Below are 24653 nucleotides of genomic sequence, written 5' to 3' on the forward strand. Positions count from 1 at the left end.
ACGGCCTGATCCTGTCGCCGACGATCGGCGCCGATGTCGGCTTTGCTTCGCTCGATGGCGAAGGCCTGTTTGGCCGGGTCTCGGCCGGGCTTGCCCTTTCCAATAACGACAACTGGGACCTCGACTTCTCGTTGCTGTTCAACATCGAGGGCGACGGTTCGCAAGCCGCCGGCGCCAAAGTCGGTGCGCGCGTCCGGTTCTGACGGCGGAAGCCCCGTCGCCTTATCGACGGGGCTTCCGCAAAACATTAAAGATGAGTAATAGAGGAAGGAATTAGCCGGAGGCGTCGCCTCGTCCCTAGAGCATTGGATACGCCTGGATGTCGTTTCAACCGCGGATGCAGAACAAGATTTCCGGGTTCAAGGTGATCGGCGGGCTCAATCGGCGGGAGTGGAACGGCATCATCGCCGATGTCTGGGACGTCGAGTGCGAGGCGGGGGCAGGTGGCCACTATTTCTCGGATGATCCGCGCATGTTCATCGTGCTCGACGCCGAGGGTGGTAGCCGCTGCAATGTCAGACTTTCGCCCGACGGGCGCGGCGCGGTTGAGAACGCGCACCAGCAGGCGCTTTCCTATATTCCAGCGGGTATGGAAATCTGGGCCGACATGGTCGATGTCAGGCGCATCCGCCACCTCGATTTGCATTTCAATCTCGATGTCCTCAGCCGGCGCCTGGCGGAAGATCTCGATGCCGGCCGTTGCGACACACCGCGGCTGATGTTTCATGACGAGCGCTTTCTGCAACTCGCGCAATTGATCGCCGCCGAATGCGTCAATCCGCAGCCTTTGCACGATCTCTACGGCGATGGCCTCACGGTCGCCCTGTTCATCGACCTGATGAAACTCAACCGCAACGATGGCCGCAAACGCAGCCCGCTTGCGGCCTGGCAGCTTCGCCGTGCGGTCGAGTACATCGAAGAGAACTGGGGGCGCAACATCCGCCTGGAGGAATTGGCGTCTCTCGCCGGACTGTCGCAGTCGCATTTCAGCCATGCGTTCAAGGCGTCGACCGGCATGGCGCCGCACCAGTGGCAGACCAATGCACGGGTCGAACGAGCCAAGGAATTGTTGCTGAAGAACGAGGCGTCGTTGACGACGGTTGCGGCCGAGACCGGCTTCTCCGATCAGGCGCACTTCACCCGGGTGTTCCGCAAAGTCGTAGGTGCCACGCCGGCAGCGTGGAAGCGCAACCGAACGGCCTGAGCAAGTGCCATCTTCCAAAGCAGTTGTTCGCAGTAAAGAGCCCAGGAACGTTCAATTTCCGCCGATCGCGACAAGAGTTGCCCGAATAGTTGATATAAACACTCATCTTATTAGAGGGTGTACGCCGCGTCGCCTGGAAAGGCTCTGCGGTCGATCGGGTGAGACGACAGACAGATGATGGTAAGAGGCAAGGCAATACGGCTGACGGAATGGCTGGCAAGCGGGGTCGCCGCCGTTGCGGTTCTGGCAGCGGGCGCAGCTATCGCGCAGGATGCACCGGCGACGAGGTTGGAAACGATCGAGGCGACCAGCGCCAGGACGGAGAGCGATGCGACCGGTCCGGTCGACGGTTACGTCGCCAAGGCAACGACGACCGGCTCGAAATCCGCAACGCCGATCGCCGAAATCCCGCAGAGCGTTTCCGTCATCGGACGTGAGGAGCTTGACGACCGCGGCGTCGTCAACAAGGTCGACGAGGCGTTGCGTTACACGCCGGGCGTGATGGCCGAGCCCTTCGGCGTCGATCCGGATACCGACTGGTTCTACATCCGCGGCTTCGACGCGACGCAGACCGGCGTTTTCCTCGACGGTCTCAACCTTTTCTCCTACGGTTTCGGAGGGTTCCAGATCGATCCGTTCATGCTGGAGCGTGTCGAGGTGCTCAAAGGTCCGGCCTCCGTGCTCTATGGCGGCGCCAACCCGGGCGGCATCATCAGCCTCATCAGCAAGCGGCCGCAGGCGGAGAACTCGACCTATGTCGAGACCGGCATCAACAACAACGGCAATGCCTTTCTCGGCATCGACGTGAACCGGCAGCTGGACGACGCGATCAACTACCGCGTCACCGGCAAGGTTTCCGGCGGCAACAACTATGTCGACCACTCGGAGGATCTGCGCGGCTTCATTCTGCCGCAGATCACCTACGAGCCCGACGATGCGACCAGCCTGACCGTCTACGGCCTGCTGCAGGGCCTCGATCAGGTCCATACCGGCGGCGGCTTCCTGCCCTATAACGGCTCCGTCGTCGACGCATCCTTCGGCAAGATCGATCGCAAGGCCTTCTTCGGTGAACCGGACATCGATACCGGAACCTACGTGCAGCAGATGCTCGGCTACGAATTCAAGCACGAGTTCGACAGCGGCTGGCAGTTCAGCCAGAACCTGCGCTACGGCCATCTCTACAAGCACGAAAACGGGCCTTACACCTACGGCTACTACGATCCGAGCCTTCCCTTCCCGGTTTCGAACACGCCGGCGACCCCGGGCAATCTGCTTTATCGCCTTGGCTTCGAGGCGACCTCGAAGGTGGATACGTTTGCCGTCGACAACCGGCTTGAAGGCGAGTTCGAGACGGGAGCGCTTGAACATACAGTCCTCGTTGGTCTCGACTACAAGTTCTTCCGGCTGGACCACGTCCAGGCGTCGTCGGCGGGAACGCCGATCAGCGCCACCGATCCGGTCTATGGCGCGCCGCAGCCGGCCAACGCCATCTACATCAACCAGGTGATCACGCAGCAGCAGCTCGGCGTTTACGCGCAAGACCAGATCCGCTTCGGCGATGGCTGGCTCGTGACGCTTAACGGCCGCTACGACTATGTCGACACCAAAACCGACAATGGACCGACCTTCTGGGTGCCGACCCAGAATTCGAGCTTCGACTACAGCGAAGGCGCGCTCAGCGGCCGCGCCGGACTTGCCTATGAATTCGACAATGGCCTCACCCCCTACGTTAGCGCCGCGACCTTCTTCAATCCGGTCGTGGCGGTAACGGCGACCGGCAACACAAAGCCGGAAGAGGGCGAGCAGTTCGAAGCCGGGATCAAGTACGAACCGACCTTCTTTGACGGCGTGCTGACGGCGTCCATCTACCAGCTGACCAAGCGCAACGCTCTCGTCACCGACCCGCTGACCAGCATCTCCACCCAGACCGGTGAAGTCCGTTCCCGCGGCATCGAGTTCGAAGGCAAGGTCAATCTTGACGAAAGCTGGAAGCTGATTGCAGGTCTCGATTTCATGGATATCGAGGTGACCGAGGACGCAAACCGGGCGCTGATCGGCAAGGCGCCCTATTTAGCGCCCGATACACAGGCCTCGCTGTGGCTCGACTACACGGTGCAGCAGGGCGCGCTGGAAGGCCTCAGCCTCGGCGCCGGCGTGCGCTATCGCGGCGAGAGTTGGGCGGACAAGGAAAACACCAAGAAGGTGCCGGCATCGGCGGTCTTCGATGCAGCCCTGCGCTACGAGAAAGATGGCTGGGGTGCTGCCCTCAATGTGACCAACCTGTTCGACAAGGACTATGTCAGCGGCTGCAGCGGCCTGCTTGTCTGCGGATATGGCGATGCGCGCACGGTCACGTTGAAGCTCAGCAAGACCTGGTGAGACCGGTCGGCTGATCGACGATCTGCCAAAAGCAAACAGGGCGCTCTACCCGTGTCGGGGAGCGCCCTGTTTTCAACCCGGAGTGCCGCTATCGCACGCCAAAGGCGCCGACGACTGAGAGCACTCGAAACGGGTAGTGGCCTTTAGATGGAGAGACCTCACGCCTTTTCAAGGGCGGGAGCCTCCCTTGGAGCAAATTACTTCGCGCCGATTGCAGCAAGGCCCGCGGTTGCGCAGTTTGCGTCAACATCGCCCGACGGCGCGCCGCCGACACCGATGCCGCCGACGAGCGCCTTGCCGAACTTGATCGGCACGCCGCCGGCCTGGATGACCATGCGCGCGTCCATGTCGCGAAGGCCTTCGTTGGCGGGCTTCGAAGCAATGAACTCGCCGAGGCCAGCCGTGTCGCGACCCATGGCCGCCGAGGTGAAAGCCTTGCCCTGGGCGCTGTTTCCGGTATGCGGGCCGGCATTGTCGGCCTTCAGCAGAACCTTGGTCGAACCGTCACGTGCAACGACCGCGACGCTGACATTGTGGCCTTCTGCGGCGCATGCCTTCAGTGCCACGTCGGCAGCCTTGACGGCCATGTCGAGCGGCAGGTAGGCAGCGGTCGGAAGCTCCTGCGCGGTGGCGGCAACGGGAGCGAGAAGAGCGGCTGCAAGCACGATATTGCGGATCATCAATGGGTTCCTTTCCTGTTGATATGGAAAGGTTATTGCGGAACGCTGCCCGTCGGTATTCGTAGCTCTTCCGTCACCATCCGTAGTTCTACGGAGTTTGCGTCCCTTCGAGCCAGATGCGGGTCATCTCCGCCTGCGAGGTGCTGCCGAGCTTGGCGCCGATCGCGGCGCGATGGCTTTCCACTGTTCGCGGCGACAGGCCGAGCCCCTCGGCGATCTGGCGGGTGGTGAAGCCTGCCGCAATGCGGTCGAGAACCTCGCGCTCGCGCTGCGTGAGTGCCGCCAAGAGGGCAAGCGTTTCCGCCTTTTCCGCCCGCGCCTGCAGGGTGCGTACCAGCATTTCCTGCCCCTTGTGGATCGCGTCGATCAGGTCCTGCTCGTCGATGGGCTTGGAGAGAAAGTCGATGGCACCATTGCGGAAGGCGCGCCGGCAGGCCTCGATATCGCCATGGCCGGAAATGACGATCGTCGGCCAGTCGACGCCACTTTCACGGAGCTTTTCCTGCAGCTTCAGTCCGGAGATCGCCGGCATGCGGATGTCAAGGATCAGGCAGCCCGGCTCTAGGCGCGACAATTGCCCGAGAAAAGCCTGCGGATCGCCGAAGGGGATGACCCTGATGCCGACCGTCGAGAGCAGCAGGCTTAGCGCGCGGCGGACCGCATCGTCGTCGTCGACGAGATAGACGGGAACGGTCATTGTGTCTCTTCCTGTCGCGCCCGCGCTTTGGGCAGTGTCACCCGGAAGGTTGCACCCTCGTCGCCGGTCACCAACGCGATCTCGCCGCCGGCGCGTTCCACCAGGCGTTGGCTGAGGGCGAGGCCAAGCCCCGTGCCGCCCGCCCGCGTCGTCATGAACGGGGTGAACAGGCGCGGGCGCAGCGCTTCGGGAATGCCCGGACCATTGTCCACGACATCGAAGACCACCCCGGTGCCTTCCTGCGTCAAGGTTACGACGACGCGGGGCGTTTCGCCCGCATGGCCGTCGAGCGCTTCCATTGCATTGCGCACCAGATTGAAGGCGACCTGCTCGATTTCAACGGGATCGCCACTCACGATTACGGGCGCTTCCGGAAAGCGGAACTCAAGTTGGATCTGCCGCGACCGGGCGTCCTGCTCCAACAGCGCCTCGACATTGCCAAGCGCCCGGCGCAGGTCAAACGTCGTCACCGGCGTCGCGTGCGGCTGCGACCAGTTGCGGAACCGCTCCAGAATGCCGGAGGCCCGGCGCGCCTGGCTGACGGTATCGTCGAGCACAGAGGCGAGGGCTGCGTGGTTTCCCTGGTTGAGCAGGCGGCGCCCGGCCTGCGCCTGGGCGAGGATCGCGGTCAGGGGCTGGGTCAGTTCGTGGGCCATGCCGCTTGCCATCTCTCCAAGCGCGTTGACGCGCGAGGCGTGGCTGAGCCGTGAATCGAGCGCGCTCAGCCGCGCCTGCTGTTCCGCCATGCGGGTCCTTGCCCGTTGGCGCAAGGCGGCCAATCCGGCGAGATAGGCCAGCGTGAGGGCAACGAGGGTCAGACCCGTCTGGACCGGCGGAAACATATCGGAGAGGCCGATATCCATGCCGGTTTCGAGTACGAGCGGTTGCGACGCGCTGCTGAGCGGCCTGGAAAAGCGGATGGCATCGGGGAGTGCCGCCGGCTGAAGCAGGCTGTGGCCGTCGGGCAGTGAAAGCCGGACGGCGGTGCTCGGCCGGGACCAGAACGGCCCGCCATCGCCGATCAGCTTGCCGGCGTCAATCGCAAGCATCAGCCCGTAGCGGGCTTCGTTTGTGTTGGGGCTGCGCTTGACCATCATGTAATGATCGGGGCGCTGCGGATGGGGAAGAAGAGCAATCCGGCCGTTGGAAGCCTTGGCCGCAGCGCGAATGCGCTCGGCCGTCGCTGCGTCGAGCGGACCGGTCCCGATGGTCTCTGTTGCCGGATCGAGCGAGACGAGCTGGACTTCGTCGATGCGCGGGTAGAAGCGGGTGATGGTGCGGGCGACATCGAGGAAGAGGTCGTGCCTGCGCCCCTCTGACGCAACCGCCACGGCCGAAAGCGCCGTCAGGTGGGCGTCGTGCTGATCGGCGCGCTGGGAGGCCAGGCCATGGAGCACGGTGCTTTCCCGCTCCAGTTCGGCAACCAGCGCCTGCCGCTCGCGGGTGCCAAGGGCTGCCGCCCCGACCAGCAGGATAAGACACCAGAGAGCAACAAGGTAAAAGGGCCGGTCAAGCAACGGACGACTGTTCGGTAGCATCGATCATTCTTGTCATTTGCAGGCTTGCTTGCGCAGCCTGCTCTTTTGTTGTCCGGCTGAGCACAGCATCGGCCGAGAAAATACGACCGCAACAACAGAAAATCCAGCCGCTCGCTTCAGCCCATCTCTCGCGCGACCACAAGTTTCGCCTGAGGGTCTGCGCGGCCTCGCTGTGCCGGTTGATCGTCCGGCTGCCGTCCCTCTTTCTCCGCCTTCGACTTAGTGTGCTCCACCTGCACCGGCGCCGCCGAGTTGGATCTTGCGGGTGAAGAGCAGCGCGACGGCTGCGAGCGCCAGCACGATCCCGATCACCGCGAAAGTATCACTGAACCCGAGGATGAGCGCCTGCCGGCGAACCGTGGCGGCGATCGCGGCGATCGCCTTTTGCTGTGCGACGGCGGCGTCGGTGACGCCGTGCGTCATGAAGTGCCGGGTTAGATCGCCGATCCGGTCGCGGACTTCGTCGCGGTAGACGGTCACGGACTGGCCGATGATGTTCGAGTGGAACTGCTCACGCTTGGTCAGCACCGTCGCCAGCGTTGCCGTGCCAATGGCGCCGCCGAGATTGCGCAGCATGTTCGACAGGCCAGAGGCGGCGGCCGCGTCGCTTGGAGCGATACGGGCCGTGGTGATCACCGTGATGGGGGTCAACACCAGCGCCTGCCCGATGGCGCGCACGATGTTCGGAATGAAGAACTGGTCGCCGGCGCTGTCGAGCGACAGCGTCGTGTTCATGAAACAGCTGGCCGCGAAGATGCTGATCCCGACGAAGCCGATGTAGCGTGCGTCGAAGCGCTTCATCAGCGCCGGTACGAACGGGATGATGAGAAGCTGCGGCAGTCCGGTCCAGGCAAGCACGAGGCCGATCTGCTCGGCATTGTAGTGCTGCACCTGGCCGAGATACTGCGGCAGGATGTAAACCGTGCCGAATAGGGCGACGCCGACAAGTACGTTGACGAGAACGCCAACCCCGAAATTGCGCTGCTTGAGCAGGCGCAGCTGTACGAGCGGCTTTTCGACCTTGAGTTCGATAACGATGAAGGCGATCAGGAACACGGCCGCCGTCAAAGCGAGCTTCACGATGAACGGCGACTGGAACCAGTCGTCCTTGTTGCCTTCCTCAAGAACAGTCTGCAGTGCCGAAAGGCCGATAGCCATGGTGGCGATCCCGGCCCAATCGCCCTGCTTGAGCAGGGACAATTGCATCGGCTTCTTCTCGAGGGTGAAATAGAGCGCGATCACCATGATCAGGCTCGGTGGAGCGTTGACGAAGAAGATCGACTGCCAGCCGTAATTCTCGGTAAGGTAGCCGCCGATCGTCGGGCCGATCGCCGGGGCGAAGGTGACCGAGAGCGCAAACAGCGCCAGCCCGAACGGCTGCTGCGCCTTGGGGAGCCGGGTCAGCACCATGGTGAAGGCCATTGGAATGAGCACGCCGCCGGCAAAACCCTGCAGACCGCGCAGCGCGATCATCGAGCCAAGATCATGGGCAAAGGCACAGGCTGCCGAAAACAGCGGAAACAGGATCGCGTTTGCCAACATGTAGCGCCGGAACGAGAAGACGCGGCTCAAATAGTCCGTGAGCGGGATCACGACGATTTCGCCGATGAGATAGGAGGTCGATATCCAGGCGCCGTTGTCGACGCCGGTCCCGATGCCGCCTTCGATATCGAGCAAGGAGGCGTTGGTGATCTGGATGTTGAGGATCGCCATGAAGGCGCCGATCAGGCCGGCAAGAACGGCGATCCAGGCCGTCGTGCTCGCCTTGTCGGGTGACGTCGCTGTGGGTTCCCGCACGCCGGGCGAAACCATGGGCATCGTGGTGGTGGACATCGCATCCTCCGGCCAGCCTTGGGGCTGGGACCTGCGTTTGAGCGCCCTTAATTTGTGTTTGCCGACACGGCGGCCACCGCTGTTCCTGCGGTTCTGGTGTCGATCGTCGGGTAGACGGACATGCCCGGACGCAGCACCACGTCGAGCGGACTGTCGCGGTCGAGCACGATCTTGACAGGGATGCGTTGCACCACCTTGGTGAAGTTGCCCGTCGCATTGTCCGGCGGCAGCAGTGCGAATTCCTGGCCGCTTGCCGGCGAGATGCTGTCGACGTGGCCCTCGAAAACCTGGCCGGGGAACGTGTCCACCTCGATCGCGACAGTCTGCCCGGGAGCGACGCCGGCGAGCTGTGTTTCCTTGTAGTTGGCGACGATGTAGGCGGTATGGGTCGGCACGACTGCCATGAGCTGCGTTCCGGCTTGCACATATTGGCCGACGCGCAAGGTGCGGTTGCCGATCACGCCGTCGATGGGCGCTGCGAGCGCGGTGTAGGAGAGATTGAGCTCGGCTTGGTGCTCAGCCGCCTTCGCGCTGTCGAGCGCGGCCTTTGCCTGCGCGACCTCGGCCTTAATGACGTCGAGCTGCTTGACCGCGCTTGTGAGCGCTGCCGTGTCGCGCGTCACCGCGGCCCTTGCGGCGGCAATGCGTGAGGCCGCCTGTTGCGCGTTCTGCAATGTGCCGAACCCTTGCCTTGCGAGTTCCGAGTAGCGCTGGTCGTCCTGTTCGGCGAAAGTCTGGTCGGCCTTGTCGGCCTCGACCGTCGCCTTGGCCGAATCGATCGCGGATTGCTGCGCGACGAGCGCCGACTGCTTGTTTGCGATGTTGGCCTCCGCGGCTTCGACCCCGGCCTTGGCCTGTTCGAGGCTGACCCTGAAGTCGCGGTCGTCGATGCGGGCGAGAACCTGTCCGGCCTTGACCTGCTGGTTGTCGGTGACCAGGACCTCAGCGACATGGCCCGAGACCTTCGGGGCAATCGTCGTGCTGTCGGCCTTCACATAGGCGTCGTCTGTCGCCACTTCGAAGCGACCCGTCGCCCAGTAGGCCCAACCGAAATCGACCCCGCCGGCAACAGCGGCGATGGCGACGGAGGCGAAAAGCAGATTGCGAAGCCAGCGCTTACGGGTTCCCGCGGCGTTTGTGGCTGCCGCGGTCGGGTTGGCTGTGAGCGTCCGCTGTGCCTCCATGCCGGGCACGGCCTCCATCGTTTCCACGGGCTGGGCATTTTCGATGCTGAATGACTGCTGGCTCATTTTCCGGTTCCTTTCACCGGTGTGGCGCGCGTCGAATTGAACGGCTGGCCAAATAACGAAACTATATGCTTTCTAAAATATTCGCGCCGCCATTTACTGTCAAACGAATTTGGAAAGTTTGCATGTTCCATAAGCTGGGCTGTCACCCAGGTAACATGATTATGAGGCGTTCGGGATCGAGGGTGCCTGCTGGGCGCCCATGCTGCGCAACCGAGTTTCCGAGGCAACGACAGGCCAGGCCCCTAAAGCCCGGCCTGTCGCATCTCGCTCGCAAGAAACTCGGTGAAGACCTTCACCTTGGGCAGCAACAGCCGATTGGTGGGATAGACCACGTAGATGCCGCGCTCGGCGAGCCTGTGGCCGGGCAGGAGCTGGCAGAGCTTGCCCTCGGCGAGCAAGGGCTTCGCGATGAAGGAGGGCAACACGCCAATGCCGATGCCGGCCTGGATCATTTCGCTGAGCATCAGGCTGTTGTCGGCGACGAAACGCGCGGGCAGGTCGATCATGACGGCGCCGTCAGGCCCTTCCAGCCGCCAGCTGCCGGGTTGGTCGGCCAGGCGATAGGTCAGGCAATGGTGGCTCTTGAGGTCGCCAACGGTTGTAGGCGTGCCGTTGTCCGCGAGATACGACGGGGCGGCACAGATAACTTGGCCGATGTCGCCGAGCCGCCGGGCGATCAGCGACGAATCCGTCAACGTCGCGCGCACCCGGATGGAAACGTCGAAGCCTTCCGAAACGACGTCGAGCACGTGGTCGTCGAGCGTCATGTCCACTTTCAGCTGCGGATGCAGCGCCATGAAGCGCGCGAGCATCGGCGCAAGCACCGTCAGGCCGAAGGACAGCGGCGCATTGAGCCGCAGCCGGCCGTTGATTTCGCCAGCTTCGCCGGACGTGGTGCGCTCCAGATGGTCGAGCTCGTCCAGGAGCCGGCAGCATTCGGAAAAGTAGGCGCGCCCGTTTTCCGACAGGCTCATCCGCCGGGTCGTGCGCACGATGAGCACAGCCCCCAGGCGCTCTTCCAGTTGCCGGACCTGCTTGCTGATCGAGGCGTTCGATTGTCCGAGTTCTTCGGCCGCCTTGTTGAAGCTCTGAAGCTCTATGACGCGTCGGAACGAACGCATGGCAGCCAACAGGTCCATATTTTCTCCAGAGTGAATTATGTTTTCCATTCATCGCTGATTATTCGCGCTAGCGCCAGCAATAAGGTGAACCCAGCTTCCTGATGTCGCGGGAAGACCAGAAGAAGGAGTTCATCATGTTCAACACCACAGCCCTGGAGCGTCTCATGGTCGCTTCTCTCGTCGCCGGCCTTTTTGGCGGCACGGCCTTCGCGCAGGAGGTCGGCAAGAGCCCGTGGGGGCCGAAGGACGAGATTGGTCGGCTCAACCTGATTACCCCGGAAACCCGCGCTGCCATTCTGTCGCGGATCGAAGGGAGCAAGTCCTACGACCTCGCGGTCGAGTATTTCATCGGCATGCCCAGCTGGGAGGCAGCTGGCGACCCGCCCTATCAGATGTGGATGACGCACACGCCGAATGGCACCCTGGTCTCCGATCCGATGAAGGTCGGCAAGGAGATGAACACGCATGTCAGCTACAGCGGCTCTGCGGTGTCGATGTATGCGCATATGGGCACGCACATCGACGCGCTCAATCACTTTGGCCTGAACGGCAAGATCTGGAACGGCTATGCCGCCGCCGACCACCTCGGGGACCAGGGCTGGACCGTCACCGGCGCCGAAAAACTGCCGCCGATCGTCGCGCGCGGCGTGATGATCGACGTTGCGGCCGCCAAGGGCATGCAGATGCTGCCCGACAACTACCGGATCACCCGCAAGGATCTCGAAGAAGCGCTGAAAAGTCAGGGCGTGACGCTGGCGGAGGGCGATGTCGCCTTGATCCGCACGGGGCGGATGCAGAACTACGAAAACAAATCCGCCTATATGAGCAACCCTCCGGGACTCGGCATCGACGCGGCAAAGTTCCTCGTCGAGGAAGGCGGCGCGATGGTGGTGGGTGCCGACAACTTGAGCTTCGAAGCCTTCCCGGCCGAAACCGAAAACAACTACATTCCCGTTCACACCTACCTGCTTGCGCAGCAAGGCGCCCCGATCATCGAGCTCATCAATCTCGAACAACTGTCCAGGGACCGGGTCTACGAGTTCGCCTTTGTCGGCGCGTCGCTGAAGTTCCGCGGCGCGGATGCAGCCCCAATCCGGCCGGTCGCCTTCCCGTTGCGATAGGCGGATGCCGTTAGGTCATAATCCGCTGACACGAGTGCCGCGGGCTCGGTCCCGCGGCAATCGCCATTCCTGAAACAAGCGCCACCGAAGTACCTGTCGCACGGCGATGTCGATGCATGATAAATCTTGACATTGCACGACAATGCACGAAATTGCCCGGCCGAACGACAACCTTGTCATGGAGGGCAGGATGAGCATTGCACACCGGATTCAAGTGGAAGACGTCACCATTCTCTCGGATGATTGGTACGTCCTGAAGAAGACCACCTTTTCCTTTCTGCGTGGCGACGGGAGCTGGCAGCGGCAGTCACGGGAGACCTACGATCGCGGCAACGGCGCGACGATCCTGCTCTACGATCCGGTCCGCCGCACCGTGATCCTGACCCGGCAGTTTCGCTATCCGGCCTTCGTCAACGGCCACGACGATCTGCTCGTCGAGGCGCCGGCGGGACTGCTCGACAATGCCGAACCGGAAGCGCGCATCCGCGCGGAAACGGAGGAGGAGACGGGCTTTCGCGTGCGCGACGTGCGACCGGTTTTCGACGCCTTCATGAGCCCCGGATCGGTGACGGAGCGCCTGCATTTCTTCGTCGGCGAGTATCAGCCCGGCGACCGCACGTCGCAAGGTGGCGGCAATGAAGACGAAGGAGAGGATATCGCCGTCCTTGAAATCGGCATCGATCAAGCGCTTGCCATGATCAGCTCTGGCGCCATTCGCGACGGCAAGACGATCATGCTGTTGCAATATGCCGCCTTGAACCTGTTCCCCGGCTCAACCCCGATTGCTGCAGTGGCAGGCTGAGGCGATCGCGTCGCCAGAGCCGGCGGTCGGAACACTGCTAGGTGACCGACGAGCGTGCTGCCGCTCCAGCGTCTACGGAGATCCAGGCCGCTCCCGTGTGACCGTGGTGGAAACCATTCGAAAACGGTCTGTTCGGATAGATGTCGGCAAGATCCGCCTGTGCCTCACGCGGTGAGCGCCGCCCGGAGATGACATCGTCGAAGATGTGCGCCACGGCTGCCATGTCGCAATCCTGCGGCGACAGCCGAATGCGGGAAACGCCGGCGGCGGTAAGCTCCGGCAGTTCCTGCATCAGCGACTGGCAGGTGTGTGACATGGTCTGGACGCCGTTCAGCGCCAGGAAGGGCTGGCTGTCGAGGGTCTCGACGGGCAGGCCATCCGGGTCTTCGCCACAGATGAACTGGCAATTGTCCTTGATCAGCCCCTTGGAGCGGGCATGAGCGCAGCGCGCCGAAATCGCCAGCGGCACGCGGCCGAACGCGAAGACCTCGAAGTCGACCCCCGGACTTTCCTCGATAATGCCGCGCACCGACGTCATCGGCAGTTCTGGCGGCAGACAGATGCTCGTCGCGCCCCTCGCGGCCAAGAGCCGGGCGGTCGCGCCGTTATAGACGTTGACCAGCGGCCCGATCGAATGCGGCCTGCCGGCAAGCAGATGCAGTGCGGACAGGTCATTGGCCTCGATTGGATGGGCGCTGTCGCGCACCAGCGCGCGCACGAGCTGGCTTTCGCGTTCCAGCGTCACCAGCGCGAGCGAGGCGAGGCTCACTTGTTTGCCGGCATTCTCCAGCCGCTCGATGACCTCGGCGACATGCGGCTCGATGAAATGCAGCCGCTTCGAGCAGACGGCCTCGCCGATCGTGATGTGGGCGATCGGCGCTTCGTCAGCGATGCGGAAATAGAAGTCGCGCCATTTGGGGCCATCCCAGAGATAGTAGACCGGGCCGAGGCTCAAGACGGGTTTGGATGCACTCGTCGATTTGGTCATGGCCGCTATCTCCACCGCTTTTCATAGGCGCCCGTCGTTGTCTTCTGGCCTTCGCTGAGCGCCTTCAGCCGCGACACCAAAGCAGGTCGCTCGGCGACGCCGGCGGTCAGTGCCGCCCGCATGACCGAGACGACCTCGGCGACATAGGCCTTGCCGCGCTGCCGGCCCTCGATCTTCAGCGCGCTGACGCCGGCGGCGCGCAGCGCATCGATATGGTCCATGACGTCGAGCGAGACCGGATCCTCGAAGGCGTAGCCGCGCTCCTCGGCAATGTCGAAACGGCCCTTGCAGAGCGTCGGATAGCCGGCCGCTTCGCCCGCCGGGAAGCGGTTGATGGTGTAGTCGCCGAGCTCGGACACCAGCTCGCGTCCGTCCTGACGATAGCGCACATGGCTCGCGGGCGAGCAGACACCGTTCATGTTGGGCGACTTGCCGGTAGCGTAGGAAGAGAGCGAACAGCGCCCCTCGGCCATGACGCAGAGGCCGCCGAAGGCAAAGACTTCGATCTCGCAATCGATCTGCTTGGCAAGGCGGGCTATGTCGGCGATCGTCAGCGTGCGCGGCAGCACAACGCGTTTTGCCGCGAAAGCTTCGACGAGGAAGCGCACGGCATCGGCGTTCGACGCCGAGGCCTGGACGGAAACATGCAGCCGCTGCTGCGGATGGCGTTCGACCGTATAGGCCATCAGGCCGAAATCCGCGAGGATGACGGCATCGGCGCCAAGTGCTGCGGCATCATCCACCGCCTGATGCCAGAGCGTCTCCTGGCCGGCGCGCATGAACGTGTTGATCGCGACGAAGGTCATCACCCTGCGCTGTTTGGCATAGGCAATGGCCGTCCGAAGTTCGTCACGGGAGAAGTTCAGGCCCGGAAAATTGCGGGCGTTCGTCTCGTCGCGAAAGCCGCAATAGACCGCGTCGGCGCCGGCATCGACGGCTTCGCGGAAGGCAGCGGGCGTGCCGGCGGGGCAGATCAGCTCCATTGGGGAGCCTCCTCCTTGAGAACACGGCCAAGCGCGCGCTCGCGGATCTGTTCTCCCGCGCGACGCACGAGCGGCGCCAGCGGTCCGGCCATCTCAGCGAGATCGCTTGGAAGGTCGATCTCGCAATCGTCGAGTGCGTTGCGCAACGCCAGCATTGCCTCCATGTCGCCGCTGACGGCAAGGTCGCGCGAGAAGAACACGGCGTCGCCGTCGATGCGGCCCTCGAGTAGCGCCAAGAGCAATACGAGTTCGCCTTCCATGCAGGCATCGGAAACCGGCGCGCGCTCCTTGCGATGTACGGAGATGCGCGGCACGGCCGGTTCGACAAGGAAGCCGATCGGCAGGTCCGACGGCTGGAAGGCATAGCGCTTGGCTGCATGATCCGCGAGACGGTCGAAGAGGCCCGGATGGCTCTCGATCACGCGGGCAAAGACGCGCTGCACCACGCTTTCGATGGCGATGATGGGAACGAAGCTGAGGGGAGCGGTGATCGCGAGCGGAAGTGTCATTTGCTACCTGTGGAGCGTCGGAATCGAACGATGCGACGCATGCTAGTCGCCCGCTGCCGGCCGTTGTTTGCGCCACGTCAAAGACAAGGGCCATTCGCCGCCACAAACAGGCTCCATGAACAGGACCTTTCGCCCGTCCAAGGGCTTTGCAACGCTTCAGGATTTTGTCGACGCGCTCGAGCGCGAAGGCGATTTGAAGCGGATTTCGCGACCGGTTTCGCTGGTGCATGAGGTGACCGAAATCCACCGCCGCGTGCTTGCCGCCGACGGGCCGGCGCTTCTCTTCGAGCGGCCGGTCGATGCGACGGGCGCCGCACAGCCGATCCCGCTTCTGACCAATCTCTTCGGGTCGGAACGCCGGATCGAGCGTGGTTTCGGTTTGGCGCCGGGCGGGCTCGATGCGCTTGCGGGTGAACTTGCGGAACTGCGCGATCCGAGAGCGCCGCAGTCGCTGCGCGACGCCTGGGATCGGCTGCCTCTGCTCCGATCGGCGATGTATATGCGGCCGCGAGCGGTAACGCGTGCGCTGTGTCAGGATGTCGTCTGGCGCGATCAGGACATCGACCTTGGGCGCCTACCGGTTCAATGGTGCTGGCCGGGCGAGCCGGCGCCGCTGATTACCTGGCCACTGGTGATCACGCGCGCGCCGGATGATCCGCTCGATGTCAATGTCGGGATCTATCGCATGCAGGTGCTGGGGCCCGATCGCGCCATCGTGCGCTGGCTCGCCCACCGCGGCGGCGCCCGTCACCATCGCCTGTGGCAGCGCCTGGGTCAGGACATGCCGATCGCGGTCGTCATCGGTGCCGATCCGGCGACGATCCTTTCTGCGGTCATGCCGCTGCCCGACGGCTTGAGCGAACTGAATTTCGCAGGGCTGCTTCGGCGCGGCAGGACGCAACTCGTCAACGCGAAGACCGTGCCGCTTTCGGTGCCGGCCAATGCGGAGATCGTGCTCGAGGGCACGGTCTCGGCGAGCGAGACCGCGGAGGAGGGCCCCTATGGCGATCACACCGGCTATTATAATTCAATAGAGCCGTTCCCGGTCATGCGTCTGTCGGCGATCACCATGCGTCGGAATCCGCTCTACCTTTCGACTTATACCGGCCGACCGCCGGACGAGCCTTCGCGGCTCGGAGAGGCGATGAACAGGCTGTTCGTGCCGCTCGTTCGCAAGCAGTTTCCGGAGATATCCGATCTCTGGCTGCCTCCCGAAGCCTGCTCCTACAGAGCCATGGTCGTTTCGATCGACAAGCGTTATCCCGGGCAGGCCAAGCGTGTGATGATGGGGCTTTGGTCTGTCCTGCCGCAGTTCAGCTACACCAAGCTGATTATCGCCGTCGACCCGGATATCGACGTGCGCAACTGGTCCGACGTAATGTGGGCTCTTGCGACCCGCTTCGATGCCAGCCGCGACGTGACCGTGATCGAGGGGACGCCGATCGACTATCTCGACTTCGCCTCGCCGCGCTCCGGCCTCGGCGGCAAGCTCGGGCTCGACGCCACCAACAAGATCGGCAGCGAAACCGACCGCGAATGGGGAAGGGTGCTCGAAATGTCGCCGCATATCCAGAGCCAGGTCGATGCGATCTGGGCCGATCTCGGGCTTGGAGGCTGACGCGATGAACCGGTTGAAGATCGTCCTTGGTGTCACCGGCGCTTCGGGTGCGGCGATTGCCGTTCGCATCGCCGAGCGGCTCAGCGAAATCGAAAGCGTCGAGCTGCATCTGGTCCTGTCGCCGGCGGCGCATCGCACACTCGCACACGAGGTCGGCACAGAGGCTCTTTCGTACCTGCTGCGTCTGGCCGCCCGGGCCTATGACCATGCCGATATCGGCGCGACGATTGCGAGCGGGTCGTTTTCGACGGCCGGCATGATCGTGGCGCCGTGCTCCATGCGCACACTTGCTGCGATCTCTGCCGGCATGGCCGATAACCTCGTGGTGCGTGCAGCCGACGTGCATCTGAAGGAGCGGCGCAGGCTGGTGCTGATGGCACGCGAGACGCCGCTGCATCTCGGTCACTTGCGCAACATGTGCGCCGTCACCGAAATGGGGGCGATTGTCATGCCGCCGGTGCCGGCCTTCTATCATCGGCCTGAGAGCGTCGAGGCCATCGTCGACCATCTGGCCGCCCGGGCGATTGACCTGCTGGCGCTGCCGATCACCCCGCTGGCTTCGGCCTGGCAGGGTGAGGAGCAAACATCATCGTGATCTAGAAGACGGTCGCCTGAAGCAGCGGATCAGCGCCGAACAGGACCTCGTGACCGCCAAGCAGCAGCCACGCGGCAATCGCGACGGTGGCAAAGGCGGCGATGATCATCACGGGATCGGCGCGCAAACGGGTTTCGCCCCGGATGATCGCTGCGAAGGGCCAGACTGACGTGCCCTTCGAGGCGGCTTGCCAGCTCTCGCCCAAACGTCGGCGGGCACGCTTTTCGAGCATGAAGAAACCACCGACGGAAAACAGCGCGAAACCGCCGAACAGCACCAGCGCGCGCAGGTCACCATTGGGCACGATGTGACCGGCGGCCCAGAGCAGGAAGCCCCAGAGCACCGGGTGACGGGTGATAGCAACGATGGCGCCCGGCCGTTCGTTTCCCTGATAGATCGAGATCGACAGTGCGTTCTCGCTGAAGAGGCCGGCCAGCACGAGAAAGATGCCGAGTGGCGCCAGCACGAAGGTTACCCAGGCCTGCCAGGCCGCCGGCTCCCAGAGCGGGATGAAATCGAGCTGAAGCGCCGCGTGAAAGACGGAACTGAGCGCCAGCACGGACAGAAGCGAATAGACCGCGAAATAGGTCGAGCGGCCGAGCCGGTCAATCAGCCCTTGGCGCAGGGCCGGCCAGGCCGGCACCAGATGGAGCAGCAGAAAGACGGCGAAGGCGAGGAGAAAATAGGTCATATCGGTTGTCTCACGCATGGCGCCAGAGAAGCAGGCGCTCTGTTGCCACATGGCGGCGAACCGTTTCGAAGAAGCCCCGCAACATGTAGCCGATCGCATCCCAGCTGAGCGATGCCCTGTTGTCGAGAACCGCCTTCAGCACACGCACCAGTTCGACGGCTGCCCGATCGTCCTGGTCATGCTCGGCGCGCAGCCGTGCGATCAAGGCGTCGCGGCCGCCGTCCGCCCGCTGAATTTCGACCGCTGGAAACAGGATCATCTCCTCCAGCGCGTGGACGCGCCTGAGCTTTTCCGGCAGCTCCGTCATGATCATGCGGCAGCTCGTCAGGTCGATGCGGCGCGGGATGGAATCGGCAAGCGTCTCGAGGCGATCACACAGGGACAAAAGCTCGCGATAAGCCTGCCCCAGCTCGTGATGTTCTGAAAATTGCTGCTGCATCGATCTGCTCCGTTGAGTGTTGGTTCGAACTACACCCGACGGCAATGATCCTCTTTGACATTTCTCAAAGTTTGCAGATCAGCGATCGAGAAAGAGAACGATGGCGATAGCAACGGAGGAGAGGATCGCCGACAGCGTCGCGCCGCGCTGAAGCACGCCCATGCGATAGAGCACGAGGGCGAAGACGATGATGATGGGGGTGGCGACGGAAAGGCCGATCTGTGCGTCTGTCATCGGAAGGCTCCTTTGTCGTCAGCCAATAGCCCCGCCCCTTGGCCGCTTCTTTGCTCAATCGCAAAGACAGGGTCAGCGCCCGCGCCTAGCTCGAACGATGTTTTTTCAACGGAGGCGCTGACATGGATGCCCGCAGTCATCCGATTGCCGCAACGGCGGAAGAGGACACGACGGACGCCTTGCTGCTCTGGGTGCTCGTCTGGAGTGAACTTGCCGCCTTCGGCATTCTGCTTGTCGGTTTCCTGATTGTGGGCCTTCTTCAGCCGGACGCGTTTGCCGCCGCCCGCTCGCATCTCGATCCGCTGCTTGCCGGTATCAACACGCTTGTTCTTTTGACAAGCGGCTGGCAGGCGGCCTTGGCGACGAGGCCGGGGGCACCGCTTAAGCAGCGCAGGCGAGCGCTGGTGAATGCGGCGCTTTTCGGCTTCGCCTTCGTGGCGATCAAGCTCTTCGAATATAGCGCCGAGGCTGTCGTTGCCGGCGATCCTCGGTTCGGCTCCTTCTTCGAACTCTATTTTCTCGTCACTGGCTTCCATCTGCTGCACGTCGTCTTCGGTGCGTTCGTGCTCATCATCGTTGCCTGGCGACCGAAACCCGGCAATGTCGAGTTGATAACCACGCTCTGGCACGTGATCGATCTGGTATGGATCGTGATGTTCCCGCTCGTCTATTTCGTGTGAGCGCCATGACCAGTCATAATCCCAGACAATTGTTCAACACCTGGCTGCTGCTTGCCGGAGCCGTGATTTCGGGCATGGCGCTGATGGCGATCGCCGGGCCGGCCGCTCTCGTCACCGCCGTGCTGCTCGGGCTCGCGATCGTCAAAAGCCGGTTCGTCGCGCTCGATTTCATGGGGCTCCGGCAGGCGCCGTCGGCCCTTCGTCTCGGCCTTTTGATCTGGCCCGCAGCGCTCGTCCTTGTCGCCGTAGCGAAGCTGGTCCTGAGCACTGCTCTCTTCAGCTGAGACGACCCGCGGACTTGTTTGCCGAAACGCAAAGAAGCCGCCGCCGATTTCCCTAGACATGGGTTCGCCCCGATTGTTGCCAGCGCAGGAAATGCATCGCCGCACGGGGAGGGGATCAGATCAGCCGGCCGCGCTCTCAGCGGCCATCTGAAATCGAAAGGACCACGTGATGGCAGAACGCCTCACCAAAACCGGGGCCCGTAACGTCTTTTACGGCGGGTCCTTCTTTTTCTTCGCAATCTTTGTCGGGCTGACCGCCCACAGCCACTACTACATGCGCACGACCTCGACGGATGAAACGACGCTGACCGATGCGGTCGCGCGCGGCAAACACGTCTGGGAAAAGAACTCCTGTATCAACTGCCACACGCTTCTCGGCGAGGGCGCCTATTTCGCGCCCGAGCTCGGCAATGTCTGGAAGCGCTTCGGCGGCGAGGCCGATCCGGATGGCGCGCGAGATACGCTTAAGGCCTGGATGGCTGCCCAGCCGACCGGCATCGAGGGGCGGCGGCAGATGCCGCAGTTCAACCTGACCGAACAGGAACTCAACGACCTCGCCGACTTCCTCGAATGGACGAGCCGCATCAAGACCCAGAACTGGCCGCCGAACGAGGCAGGCTAAGCGAACCGATTGGAGTGTGACACCATGAAATACCAAACCCAAAAGGTCGCGATGCTCTACTTCTACGGAGCGCTCGGCCTGTTCCTTGCCCAGGTGCTGTTCGGCGTGCTTGCCGGCACCATTTACGTCCTGCCCAACACGCTCTCCGAGCTGCTGCCCTTCAACATCGTGCGCATGGTCCACACCAACGCGCTGATCGTCTGGCTGCTCATGGGCTTCATGGGCGCGACCTACTATCTGCTGCCGGAAGAGGCGGAAACTGAGCTCTACAGCACGAAGATCGCCATCGCGCAGTTCTGGATCTTCCTGATCGCCGCGGCCATCGCCGTCGTCGGCTACCTCATGCACATCCACGAGGGGCGTGAGTTCCTCGAGCAGCCCTTCGCGATCAAGGTCGGCATCGTCATCGTCGCGCTGATGTTCCTCTACAATATCACGCTGACGGTGCTGAAAGGCCGCAAGACGACCGTCACCAACATCCTGATCTTCGGGCTCTGGGGCGTGGCGATCTTCTTCCTCTTCGCCTTCTACAATCCGATCAACCTGGCGCTCGACAAGATGTACTGGTGGTACGTTGTCCATCTCTGGGTCGAAGGCGTCTGGGAACTGATCATGGCATCGGTGCTCGCCTTCCTGATGATCAAGCTCAACGGTATCGACCGCGAAGTCGTTGAAAAGTGGCTCTATGTCATCGTCGGCCTGGCGCTCTTCTCCGGTATCCTCGGCACAGGCCACCACTACTACTGGATCGGCGCGCCGGGTTACTGGCAGTGGATCGGTTCGCTGTTCTCGACACTGGAAGTGGCCCCCTTCTTCACCATGGTGGTCTTCACCTTCGTGATGACCTGGAAGGCCGGCCGCAAGCATCCGAACCGCGCAGCCCTCCTCTGGTCGATCGGCTGCTCGGTCATGGCCTTCTTCGGCGCCGGCGTCTGGGGCTTCCTGCACACGCTGTCCTCGGTGAACTACTACACCCACGGCACCCAGGTAACCGCGGCCCACGGACACCTCGCCTTCTTCGGCGCCTATGTGATGCTGAACCTCGCGGTCATGGCCTATGCCATCCCGGAAATTCGCGGCCGCGCGCCCTATAACCAGTGGCTGTCGATGGTGAGCTTCTGGATCATGTGCACCGCCATGTCGGTCATGACCTTCGCGCTGACCTTTGCCGGTGTGCTCCAGGCGCATCTGCAGCGCGTGCTCGGCGAAAGCTACATGGACGTCCAGGACCAGCTGGCGCTGTTCTACTGGATCCGCCTCGGCTCGGGTGCCGTCGTGCTGATCTCGGCGCTGATGTTCATCTGGGCGGTTCTGATGCCCGGCCGCGAGCGCAGCGAGAAGCTCGCCGGCGTCGTCCAGCCCGCCGAATGACCGATCAGCCGGCGCGGTTCGCCGCGCCGGCATCTCCCCAAGAATTCCCAGCATGGAGAACTTGCCATGAGCCCTGTCCAATCTGCCGTCAGTCGCGCGGCGCTCGATATCCCCGCCTATAGCCCCTCCGGCAATGAATGCGCGCTGTTCGAAACCGCCTGGGTGCGGCAGTTGCCGCTCCTCTTGAAGGGACCGACCGGATGCGGCAAGACCCGCTTCGTCAGCCACATGGCGGCGAAGCTCGGCCTGCCGCTTTCGACCGTATCCTGCCATGACGATCTGGCCGCCGCCGACCTCACCGGACGGTATCTTCTCAAGGGCGGCGACACCGTCTGGGTCGACGGCCCCCTCACACGGGCCGTGCGCAACGGTGGCATCTGCTATCTCGACGAGATCGTGGAGGCTCGCAAGGACGTGGCCGTCGTCCTGCATCCGCTGACCGACGATCGCCGCATGCTGCCGCTCGAGCGTACCGGCGAATTGCTCGAAGCACCGTCGAGCTTCATGCTGATCGTTTCCTATAACCCCGGTTACCAGAACCTGCTGAAGAGCCTGAAGCCCAGCACAAGGCAACGTTTCGTGGCGATCGAGTTCGATTTCCTGCCGCGCAACGCGGAGATTTCAGTCGTTTCGCAGGAGAGCGGCCTGCTGGAGAGCCAGGTCGCGCCGCTCGTCAACCTTGCGCACCGCCTGCGCGCCCTGAAGGGGCATGACCTCGAAGAGGGGGTGTCGACCCGGCTGCTCGTTTATTGCGCCTCGCTCATCGATGCCGGAATGCCGGTCAAGGATGCGGTGCGGGCCGCGATGATCGAGCCGCTCACCGATGAACCGGACGTGCGTGCAGCCCTTCTCGAAGTGGCCGGTTCGCTGATCGCGTGAGGTGAACCATGCTTGATTTCCTCGAGCTCGAAGAAACCGTCGGACGGGCCTGGCACCGTTTCGTCGGTAACACCAGAACCTGGCGGCGTTATCCGGGAGAGGCGGTGAAGCTCGCCGACATGCTGCCGGTGCTCGGCGCCTCCTTTCGCGGACATGGCGGCGAGGCGGCGGTGCAGATCGTGCCCGCTCGCGGACGCACGTCGACCCATCGCCTACGGTGGCGGCAGCGCATGGGGCTCGGCGAAGAAAAACTCGTCCAGCCGGCGCGTGACCACGCGTCCCTGATGCTGCCGGGCGAGATCGACATCTTTCCGACGAAAGACCTGAACCGGGATCTCTATCACTGGCTCGTCGCCTATATGGCGACGATGCCGGTCGACCCGGTCAACGAAATCGATCCGCTCCGTCGTGATCTTGCGCTGGTATCGCGCGCGCTCGAAACGGTCGAAGAAGTCTTCCAGCGGTTCCCAGGCCTTAGGCGGCGCTATCGGCGTCTCGCCGAGGCAACACTTGCCGAGCGGCAAAGGGGGGCGTTGCCGTCGGTCGAGCAACATCTCGAAAACCGTATCCTGCGCCTGTTGCGCAAGACGACGGGGGAAGCAGACACCACGCTGCCGTTCATTTTCCCGCACCGCGCGCCGCCCGGCTACCTGCCGATGCTGCCGATGCCGCTCTGGCCGGATACGCTGCTGCGCACCGAAACCACGACCGTGCGCGACGAGGATGTCGCCGCGACGGCAGGCACGCAGAGTGCGGGTGTCGAGAGCGAACGCCACGTCGCCGTGCGGGAGAACCCGGAGAACCGCAAGGGCGAACGCAGCCCCTTCATCCTCAATCGCTTCGAGAAGATCCTGGCCATGGCGGAGATGGTCAACGTCGACCGCCCCGGCGACGACAGCGACGACCACGACGGCAAGGCTGCCGAGGAACTCGACGACATGACGCTCGGCGAGCGCAAGGGACGGCCCTCGGCACGCTTCCGCTTCGATCTCGACATGCCGCCGGAAGCCGTCGACCCGACGCCGCTGACGGCCGAACTGACCTATCCCGAATGGAACTATCGGACCGGCCAGTACCTCAAGGACCATTGCCGCGTGCTGGCCATGCCGGCTTCCGCTGAGGCGGAGCGGAGCGAACTGACGGAGGAAAGCAGGAGCCTTATCCGCCGGGTGCGGCGCCAGTTCGAAGTGCTGCGCCCGCGGCACGAGATGCTGCGTGCGCAACTCGACGGCGCCGATCTCGACCTTGACGCGGTCGTGCGTGCCCGAACCGATCTCGCGGCCGGCGGCCAGGGCAGCGACCGTATTCATCTGATGAGCCGACCGCAGGTGCATGATCTGGCAGTGACGATCCTCGTCGACGTGTCGCTGTCGACCGATTCCTGGTCCGATAACCGGCGGGTGCTCGACGTGGAAAAGGAGGCCCTGCTCATCCTTGCGCACGGGCTCTCGGCCTGCGGCGACAACCACTCGATCCTGACCTTCACCTCAAGGCGGCGCGACTGGGTGCGGGTCGAAACCGTGAAGGCCTTCAATGAGGCGATGGGGCCGCTGGTCGAAGCGCGCATCGCAGCGCTGAAGCCCGGCTATTACACTCGCATCGGCGCCGCGATCCGGCATGCCTCGGCCGAGCTTCGTCGGCAGCCGAACCGCAAGAAGCTCTTGCTTGTGCTGACCGACGGCAAGCCCAACGATATCGACCACTACGAGGGGCGTTTCGCGCTTGAAGACAGCCGCCGCGCGGTCACGGAGGCACGGCGCAGCGGCATCAACACCTTCGCCGTTACTGTTGACCGGGAGGCGAAGTCCTACGTGCCCGCCATGTTCGGCCAGAACGGCTACGCCGTGGTCGGCAACATCTCGCGGCTGCCGGCGGCACTGCCGGCGATTTATCGCAATCTGGTTGGGTAAAGCGGTCGGTCAGTCGAAAGAGAAGCAAGAGGCTCGGTAACCGCCGGGCCTCCTGAATTCAGGGTGTATGTCAGCCGCGCGTTTGCCGTTTCTCGGCAATTCGCGGCGGATTGCCGATCCGCTCGCGGCGCGGGAAGGAGGCTGGGTCTGGATGCTCGGGTCATGCCCGAGCATGACGTTTTGGATGGGCAGTCCGGCCGAATTGTACCGCTGAGGCGCGCCAGC

General features: G+C 63.3%; 25 protein-coding genes. 13 read left to right on the forward strand and 12 right to left on the reverse strand.

Going from position 1 to position 24653, the window contains the following annotated elements:
- From L981_RS35040 to L981_RS13955, 3 genes are all read left to right on the forward strand, one after another.
- A partial coding sequence (locus tag L981_RS35040; protein WP_043616249.1) for a hypothetical protein occupies positions 1 to 203 on the forward strand: 203 nt, incomplete at its 5' end.
- A gap of 116 nt (positions 204 to 319) precedes the next feature.
- Positions 320 to 1204: an AraC family transcriptional regulator gene (locus tag L981_RS13950; protein WP_043616891.1), complete on the forward strand. Its 885-nt coding sequence runs from the start codon at positions 320 to 322 to the stop codon at positions 1202 to 1204.
- A 174-nt stretch (positions 1205 to 1378) separates the two neighbouring features.
- Positions 1379 to 3583: a TonB-dependent siderophore receptor gene (locus L981_RS13955; RefSeq protein WP_043616894.1), complete on the forward strand. Its 2205-nt coding sequence runs from the start codon at positions 1379 to 1381 to the stop codon at positions 3581 to 3583.
- 197 nt (positions 3584 to 3780) lie between these two features.
- On the opposite strand, the gene L981_RS13960 is transcribed toward L981_RS13955, so the two are convergent.
- The 6 genes from L981_RS13960 to L981_RS13990 all read right to left on the reverse strand — a co-directional run bounded on the left by L981_RS13960 (position 3781) and on the right by L981_RS13990 (position 10720).
- The gene (locus L981_RS13960; protein ID WP_043616896.1) at positions 3781 to 4263 is read right to left on the reverse strand and encodes a heme-binding protein; all 483 of its coding nucleotides are present in this window, start codon (positions 4261 to 4263) and stop codon (positions 3781 to 3783) included.
- 88 nt (positions 4264 to 4351) lie between these two features.
- The gene (locus L981_RS13965) at positions 4352 to 4960 is read right to left on the reverse strand and encodes a response regulator transcription factor (protein WP_043616898.1); all 609 of its coding nucleotides are present in this window, start codon (positions 4958 to 4960) and stop codon (positions 4352 to 4354) included.
- Entirely contained in the window at positions 4957 to 6498 is a 1542-nt protein-coding gene (locus L981_RS13970; RefSeq protein ID WP_043616900.1) for a sensor histidine kinase, read from the reverse strand. Before L981_RS13970 ends, L981_RS13965 begins: the two co-directional genes overlap by 4 nt.
- 219 nt (positions 6499 to 6717) lie before the next feature.
- Positions 6718 to 8310, reverse strand: coding sequence for an MDR family MFS transporter (locus L981_RS13980; protein ID WP_043616982.1), 1593 nt, complete (start codon positions 8308 to 8310; stop codon positions 6718 to 6720).
- A gap of 68 nt (positions 8311 to 8378) precedes the next feature.
- Complete coding sequence (locus L981_RS13985) at positions 8379 to 9581, reverse strand: HlyD family secretion protein (RefSeq protein WP_043616904.1); 1203 nt, start codon at positions 9579 to 9581, stop codon at positions 8379 to 8381.
- 242 nt (positions 9582 to 9823) lie between these two features.
- On the reverse strand, positions 9824 to 10720 hold the full coding sequence (locus tag L981_RS13990; RefSeq protein ID WP_043616906.1) for a LysR family transcriptional regulator: 897 nt from the start codon (positions 10718 to 10720) through the stop codon (positions 9824 to 9826).
- A gap of 116 nt (positions 10721 to 10836) precedes the next feature.
- Between L981_RS13990 and L981_RS13995 the strand changes: the two genes are divergently transcribed.
- Complete coding sequence (locus tag L981_RS13995; RefSeq protein WP_043616985.1) at positions 10837 to 11823, forward strand: cyclase family protein; 987 nt, start codon at positions 10837 to 10839, stop codon at positions 11821 to 11823.
- A gap of 190 nt (positions 11824 to 12013) precedes the next feature.
- On the forward strand, positions 12014 to 12625 hold the full coding sequence (locus L981_RS14000) for an NUDIX domain-containing protein (protein WP_043616987.1): 612 nt from the start codon (positions 12014 to 12016) through the stop codon (positions 12623 to 12625).
- Between the two features lie 37 nt (positions 12626 to 12662).
- Here L981_RS14000 and L981_RS14005 read toward each other — a convergent pair whose 3' ends face one another.
- From L981_RS14005 to L981_RS14015, 3 genes are read right to left on the reverse strand one after another with little or no spacing between them, the layout of a single operon-like run.
- Positions 12663 to 13613, reverse strand: coding sequence for a U32 family peptidase (locus tag L981_RS14005; RefSeq protein ID WP_043616907.1), 951 nt, complete (start codon positions 13611 to 13613; stop codon positions 12663 to 12665).
- 5 nt (positions 13614 to 13618) lie between these two features.
- Complete coding sequence (locus L981_RS14010) at positions 13619 to 14596, reverse strand: peptidase U32 family protein (protein WP_043616908.1); 978 nt, start codon at positions 14594 to 14596, stop codon at positions 13619 to 13621.
- A complete protein-coding gene (locus L981_RS14015) occupies positions 14587 to 15105 on the reverse strand; it encodes an SCP2 domain-containing protein (protein WP_043616909.1) in 519 nt (172 codons plus the stop codon). The genes L981_RS14010 and L981_RS14015 overlap by 10 nt, the downstream gene beginning before the upstream one ends.
- Before the next feature lie 115 nt (positions 15106 to 15220).
- On the opposite strand from L981_RS14015, the gene L981_RS14020 reads away from it, so the two are divergent.
- Together L981_RS14020 and L981_RS14025 are read left to right on the forward strand one after the other, a co-directional pair.
- Positions 15221 to 16723 carry a UbiD family decarboxylase gene (locus L981_RS14020; protein WP_043616911.1) on the forward strand — a complete coding sequence of 501 codons (1503 nt, stop codon included), beginning with the start codon at positions 15221 to 15223 and terminating at the stop codon, positions 16721 to 16723.
- Between the two features lie 4 nt (positions 16724 to 16727).
- The gene (locus L981_RS14025) at positions 16728 to 17318 is read left to right on the forward strand and encodes a UbiX family flavin prenyltransferase (protein WP_043616913.1); all 591 of its coding nucleotides are present in this window, start codon (positions 16728 to 16730) and stop codon (positions 17316 to 17318) included.
- Position 17319: 1 nt separating this feature from the next.
- Here L981_RS14025 and L981_RS14030 read toward each other — a convergent pair whose 3' ends face one another.
- From L981_RS14030 to L981_RS34505, 3 genes are all read right to left on the reverse strand, one after another.
- On the reverse strand, positions 17320 to 18009 hold the full coding sequence (locus L981_RS14030) for an NnrU family protein (protein WP_043616915.1): 690 nt from the start codon (positions 18007 to 18009) through the stop codon (positions 17320 to 17322).
- Between the two features lie 10 nt (positions 18010 to 18019).
- Positions 18020 to 18448, reverse strand: a complete 429-nt coding sequence (locus L981_RS14035) for a hemerythrin domain-containing protein (protein WP_043616917.1) — start codon at positions 18446 to 18448, stop codon at positions 18020 to 18022.
- 78 nt (positions 18449 to 18526) lie between these two features.
- Positions 18527 to 18682 carry a hypothetical protein gene (locus L981_RS34505; protein ID WP_089044838.1) on the reverse strand — a complete coding sequence of 52 codons (156 nt, stop codon included), beginning with the start codon at positions 18680 to 18682 and terminating at the stop codon, positions 18527 to 18529.
- 122 nt (positions 18683 to 18804) lie between these two features.
- Between L981_RS34505 and L981_RS14040 the strand changes: the two genes are divergently transcribed.
- The 6 genes from L981_RS14040 to L981_RS14065 all read left to right on the forward strand — a co-directional run bounded on the left by L981_RS14040 (position 18805) and on the right by L981_RS14065 (position 24428).
- A complete protein-coding gene (locus L981_RS14040) occupies positions 18805 to 19362 on the forward strand; it encodes a cytochrome c oxidase subunit 3 (protein WP_156134080.1) in 558 nt (185 codons plus the stop codon).
- A gap of 5 nt (positions 19363 to 19367) precedes the next feature.
- The gene (locus L981_RS14045) at positions 19368 to 19646 is read left to right on the forward strand and encodes a cytochrome C oxidase subunit IV family protein (RefSeq protein WP_043616919.1); all 279 of its coding nucleotides are present in this window, start codon (positions 19368 to 19370) and stop codon (positions 19644 to 19646) included.
- Positions 19647 to 19815: 169 nt separating this feature from the next.
- Positions 19816 to 20268 (forward strand): cytochrome c, encoded by a 453-nt coding sequence (locus L981_RS14050; RefSeq protein WP_034790599.1) that lies wholly within the window; start codon positions 19816 to 19818, stop codon positions 20266 to 20268.
- Between the two features lie 24 nt (positions 20269 to 20292).
- A complete protein-coding gene (locus L981_RS14055) occupies positions 20293 to 21639 on the forward strand; it encodes a nitric-oxide reductase large subunit (RefSeq protein ID WP_043616924.1) in 1347 nt (448 codons plus the stop codon).
- 66 nt (positions 21640 to 21705) lie between these two features.
- Complete coding sequence (locus L981_RS14060; RefSeq protein ID WP_043616927.1) at positions 21706 to 22518, forward strand: CbbQ/NirQ/NorQ/GpvN family protein; 813 nt, start codon at positions 21706 to 21708, stop codon at positions 22516 to 22518.
- Positions 22519 to 22526: 8 nt separating this feature from the next.
- On the forward strand, positions 22527 to 24428 hold the full coding sequence (locus L981_RS14065; RefSeq protein ID WP_043616930.1) for a nitric oxide reductase activation protein NorD: 1902 nt from the start codon (positions 22527 to 22529) through the stop codon (positions 24426 to 24428).
- Positions 24429 to 24653: the final 225 nt, after the last annotated feature.

The sequence above is a fragment of the Ensifer sp. ZNC0028 genome, from assembly GCF_000799055.1.
Classification (GTDB): Bacteria; Pseudomonadota; Alphaproteobacteria; order Rhizobiales; family Rhizobiaceae; genus Ensifer.

Excerpts from the sequence above, each read along its gene's own strand:
- L981_RS13950 (WP_043616891.1), top strand. The coding sequence starts at position 320 with ATGTCGTTTCAACCGCGGATGCAGAACAAGATTTCCGGGTTCAAGGTG.
- L981_RS13955 (WP_043616894.1), top strand. The coding sequence starts at position 1,379 with ATGATGGTAAGAGGCAAGGCAATACGGCTGACGGAATGGCTGGCAAGC.
- L981_RS13960 (WP_043616896.1), bottom strand. The coding sequence starts at position 4,263 with ATGATCCGCAATATCGTGCTTGCAGCCGCTCTTCTCGCTCCCGTTGCC.
- L981_RS13965 (WP_043616898.1), bottom strand. The coding sequence starts at position 4,960 with ATGACCGTTCCCGTCTATCTCGTCGACGACGACGATGCGGTCCGCCGC.
- L981_RS13970 (WP_043616900.1), bottom strand. The coding sequence starts at position 6,498 with ATGCTACCGAACAGTCGTCCGTTGCTTGACCGGCCCTTTTACCTTGTT.
- L981_RS13980 (WP_043616982.1), bottom strand. The coding sequence starts at position 8,310 with ATGGTTTCGCCCGGCGTGCGGGAACCCACAGCGACGTCACCCGACAAG.
- L981_RS13985 (WP_043616904.1), bottom strand. The coding sequence starts at position 9,581 with ATGAGCCAGCAGTCATTCAGCATCGAAAATGCCCAGCCCGTGGAAACG.
- L981_RS13990 (WP_043616906.1), bottom strand. The coding sequence starts at position 10,720 with ATGGACCTGTTGGCTGCCATGCGTTCGTTCCGACGCGTCATAGAGCTT.
- L981_RS13995 (WP_043616985.1), top strand. The coding sequence starts at position 10,837 with ATGTTCAACACCACAGCCCTGGAGCGTCTCATGGTCGCTTCTCTCGTC.
- L981_RS14000 (WP_043616987.1), top strand. The coding sequence starts at position 12,014 with ATGAGCATTGCACACCGGATTCAAGTGGAAGACGTCACCATTCTCTCG.
- L981_RS14005 (WP_043616907.1), bottom strand. The coding sequence starts at position 13,613 with ATGACCAAATCGACGAGTGCATCCAAACCCGTCTTGAGCCTCGGCCCG.
- L981_RS14010 (WP_043616908.1), bottom strand. The coding sequence starts at position 14,596 with ATGGAGCTGATCTGCCCCGCCGGCACGCCCGCTGCCTTCCGCGAAGCC.
- L981_RS14015 (WP_043616909.1), bottom strand. The coding sequence starts at position 15,105 with ATGACACTTCCGCTCGCGATCACCGCTCCCCTCAGCTTCGTTCCCATC.
- L981_RS14020 (WP_043616911.1), top strand. The coding sequence starts at position 15,221 with ATGAACAGGACCTTTCGCCCGTCCAAGGGCTTTGCAACGCTTCAGGAT.
- L981_RS14025 (WP_043616913.1), top strand. The coding sequence starts at position 16,728 with ATGAACCGGTTGAAGATCGTCCTTGGTGTCACCGGCGCTTCGGGTGCG.
- L981_RS14030 (WP_043616915.1), bottom strand. The coding sequence starts at position 18,009 with ATGACCTATTTTCTCCTCGCCTTCGCCGTCTTTCTGCTGCTCCATCTG.
- L981_RS14035 (WP_043616917.1), bottom strand. The coding sequence starts at position 18,448 with ATGCAGCAGCAATTTTCAGAACATCACGAGCTGGGGCAGGCTTATCGC.
- L981_RS34505 (WP_089044838.1), bottom strand. The coding sequence starts at position 18,682 with ATGACAGACGCACAGATCGGCCTTTCCGTCGCCACCCCCATCATCATC.
- L981_RS14040 (WP_156134080.1), top strand. The coding sequence starts at position 18,805 with ATGGATGCCCGCAGTCATCCGATTGCCGCAACGGCGGAAGAGGACACG.
- L981_RS14045 (WP_043616919.1), top strand. The coding sequence starts at position 19,368 with ATGACCAGTCATAATCCCAGACAATTGTTCAACACCTGGCTGCTGCTT.
- L981_RS14050 (WP_034790599.1), top strand. The coding sequence starts at position 19,816 with ATGGCAGAACGCCTCACCAAAACCGGGGCCCGTAACGTCTTTTACGGC.
- L981_RS14055 (WP_043616924.1), top strand. The coding sequence starts at position 20,293 with ATGAAATACCAAACCCAAAAGGTCGCGATGCTCTACTTCTACGGAGCG.
- L981_RS14060 (WP_043616927.1), top strand. The coding sequence starts at position 21,706 with ATGAGCCCTGTCCAATCTGCCGTCAGTCGCGCGGCGCTCGATATCCCC.
- L981_RS14065 (WP_043616930.1), top strand. The coding sequence starts at position 22,527 with ATGCTTGATTTCCTCGAGCTCGAAGAAACCGTCGGACGGGCCTGGCAC.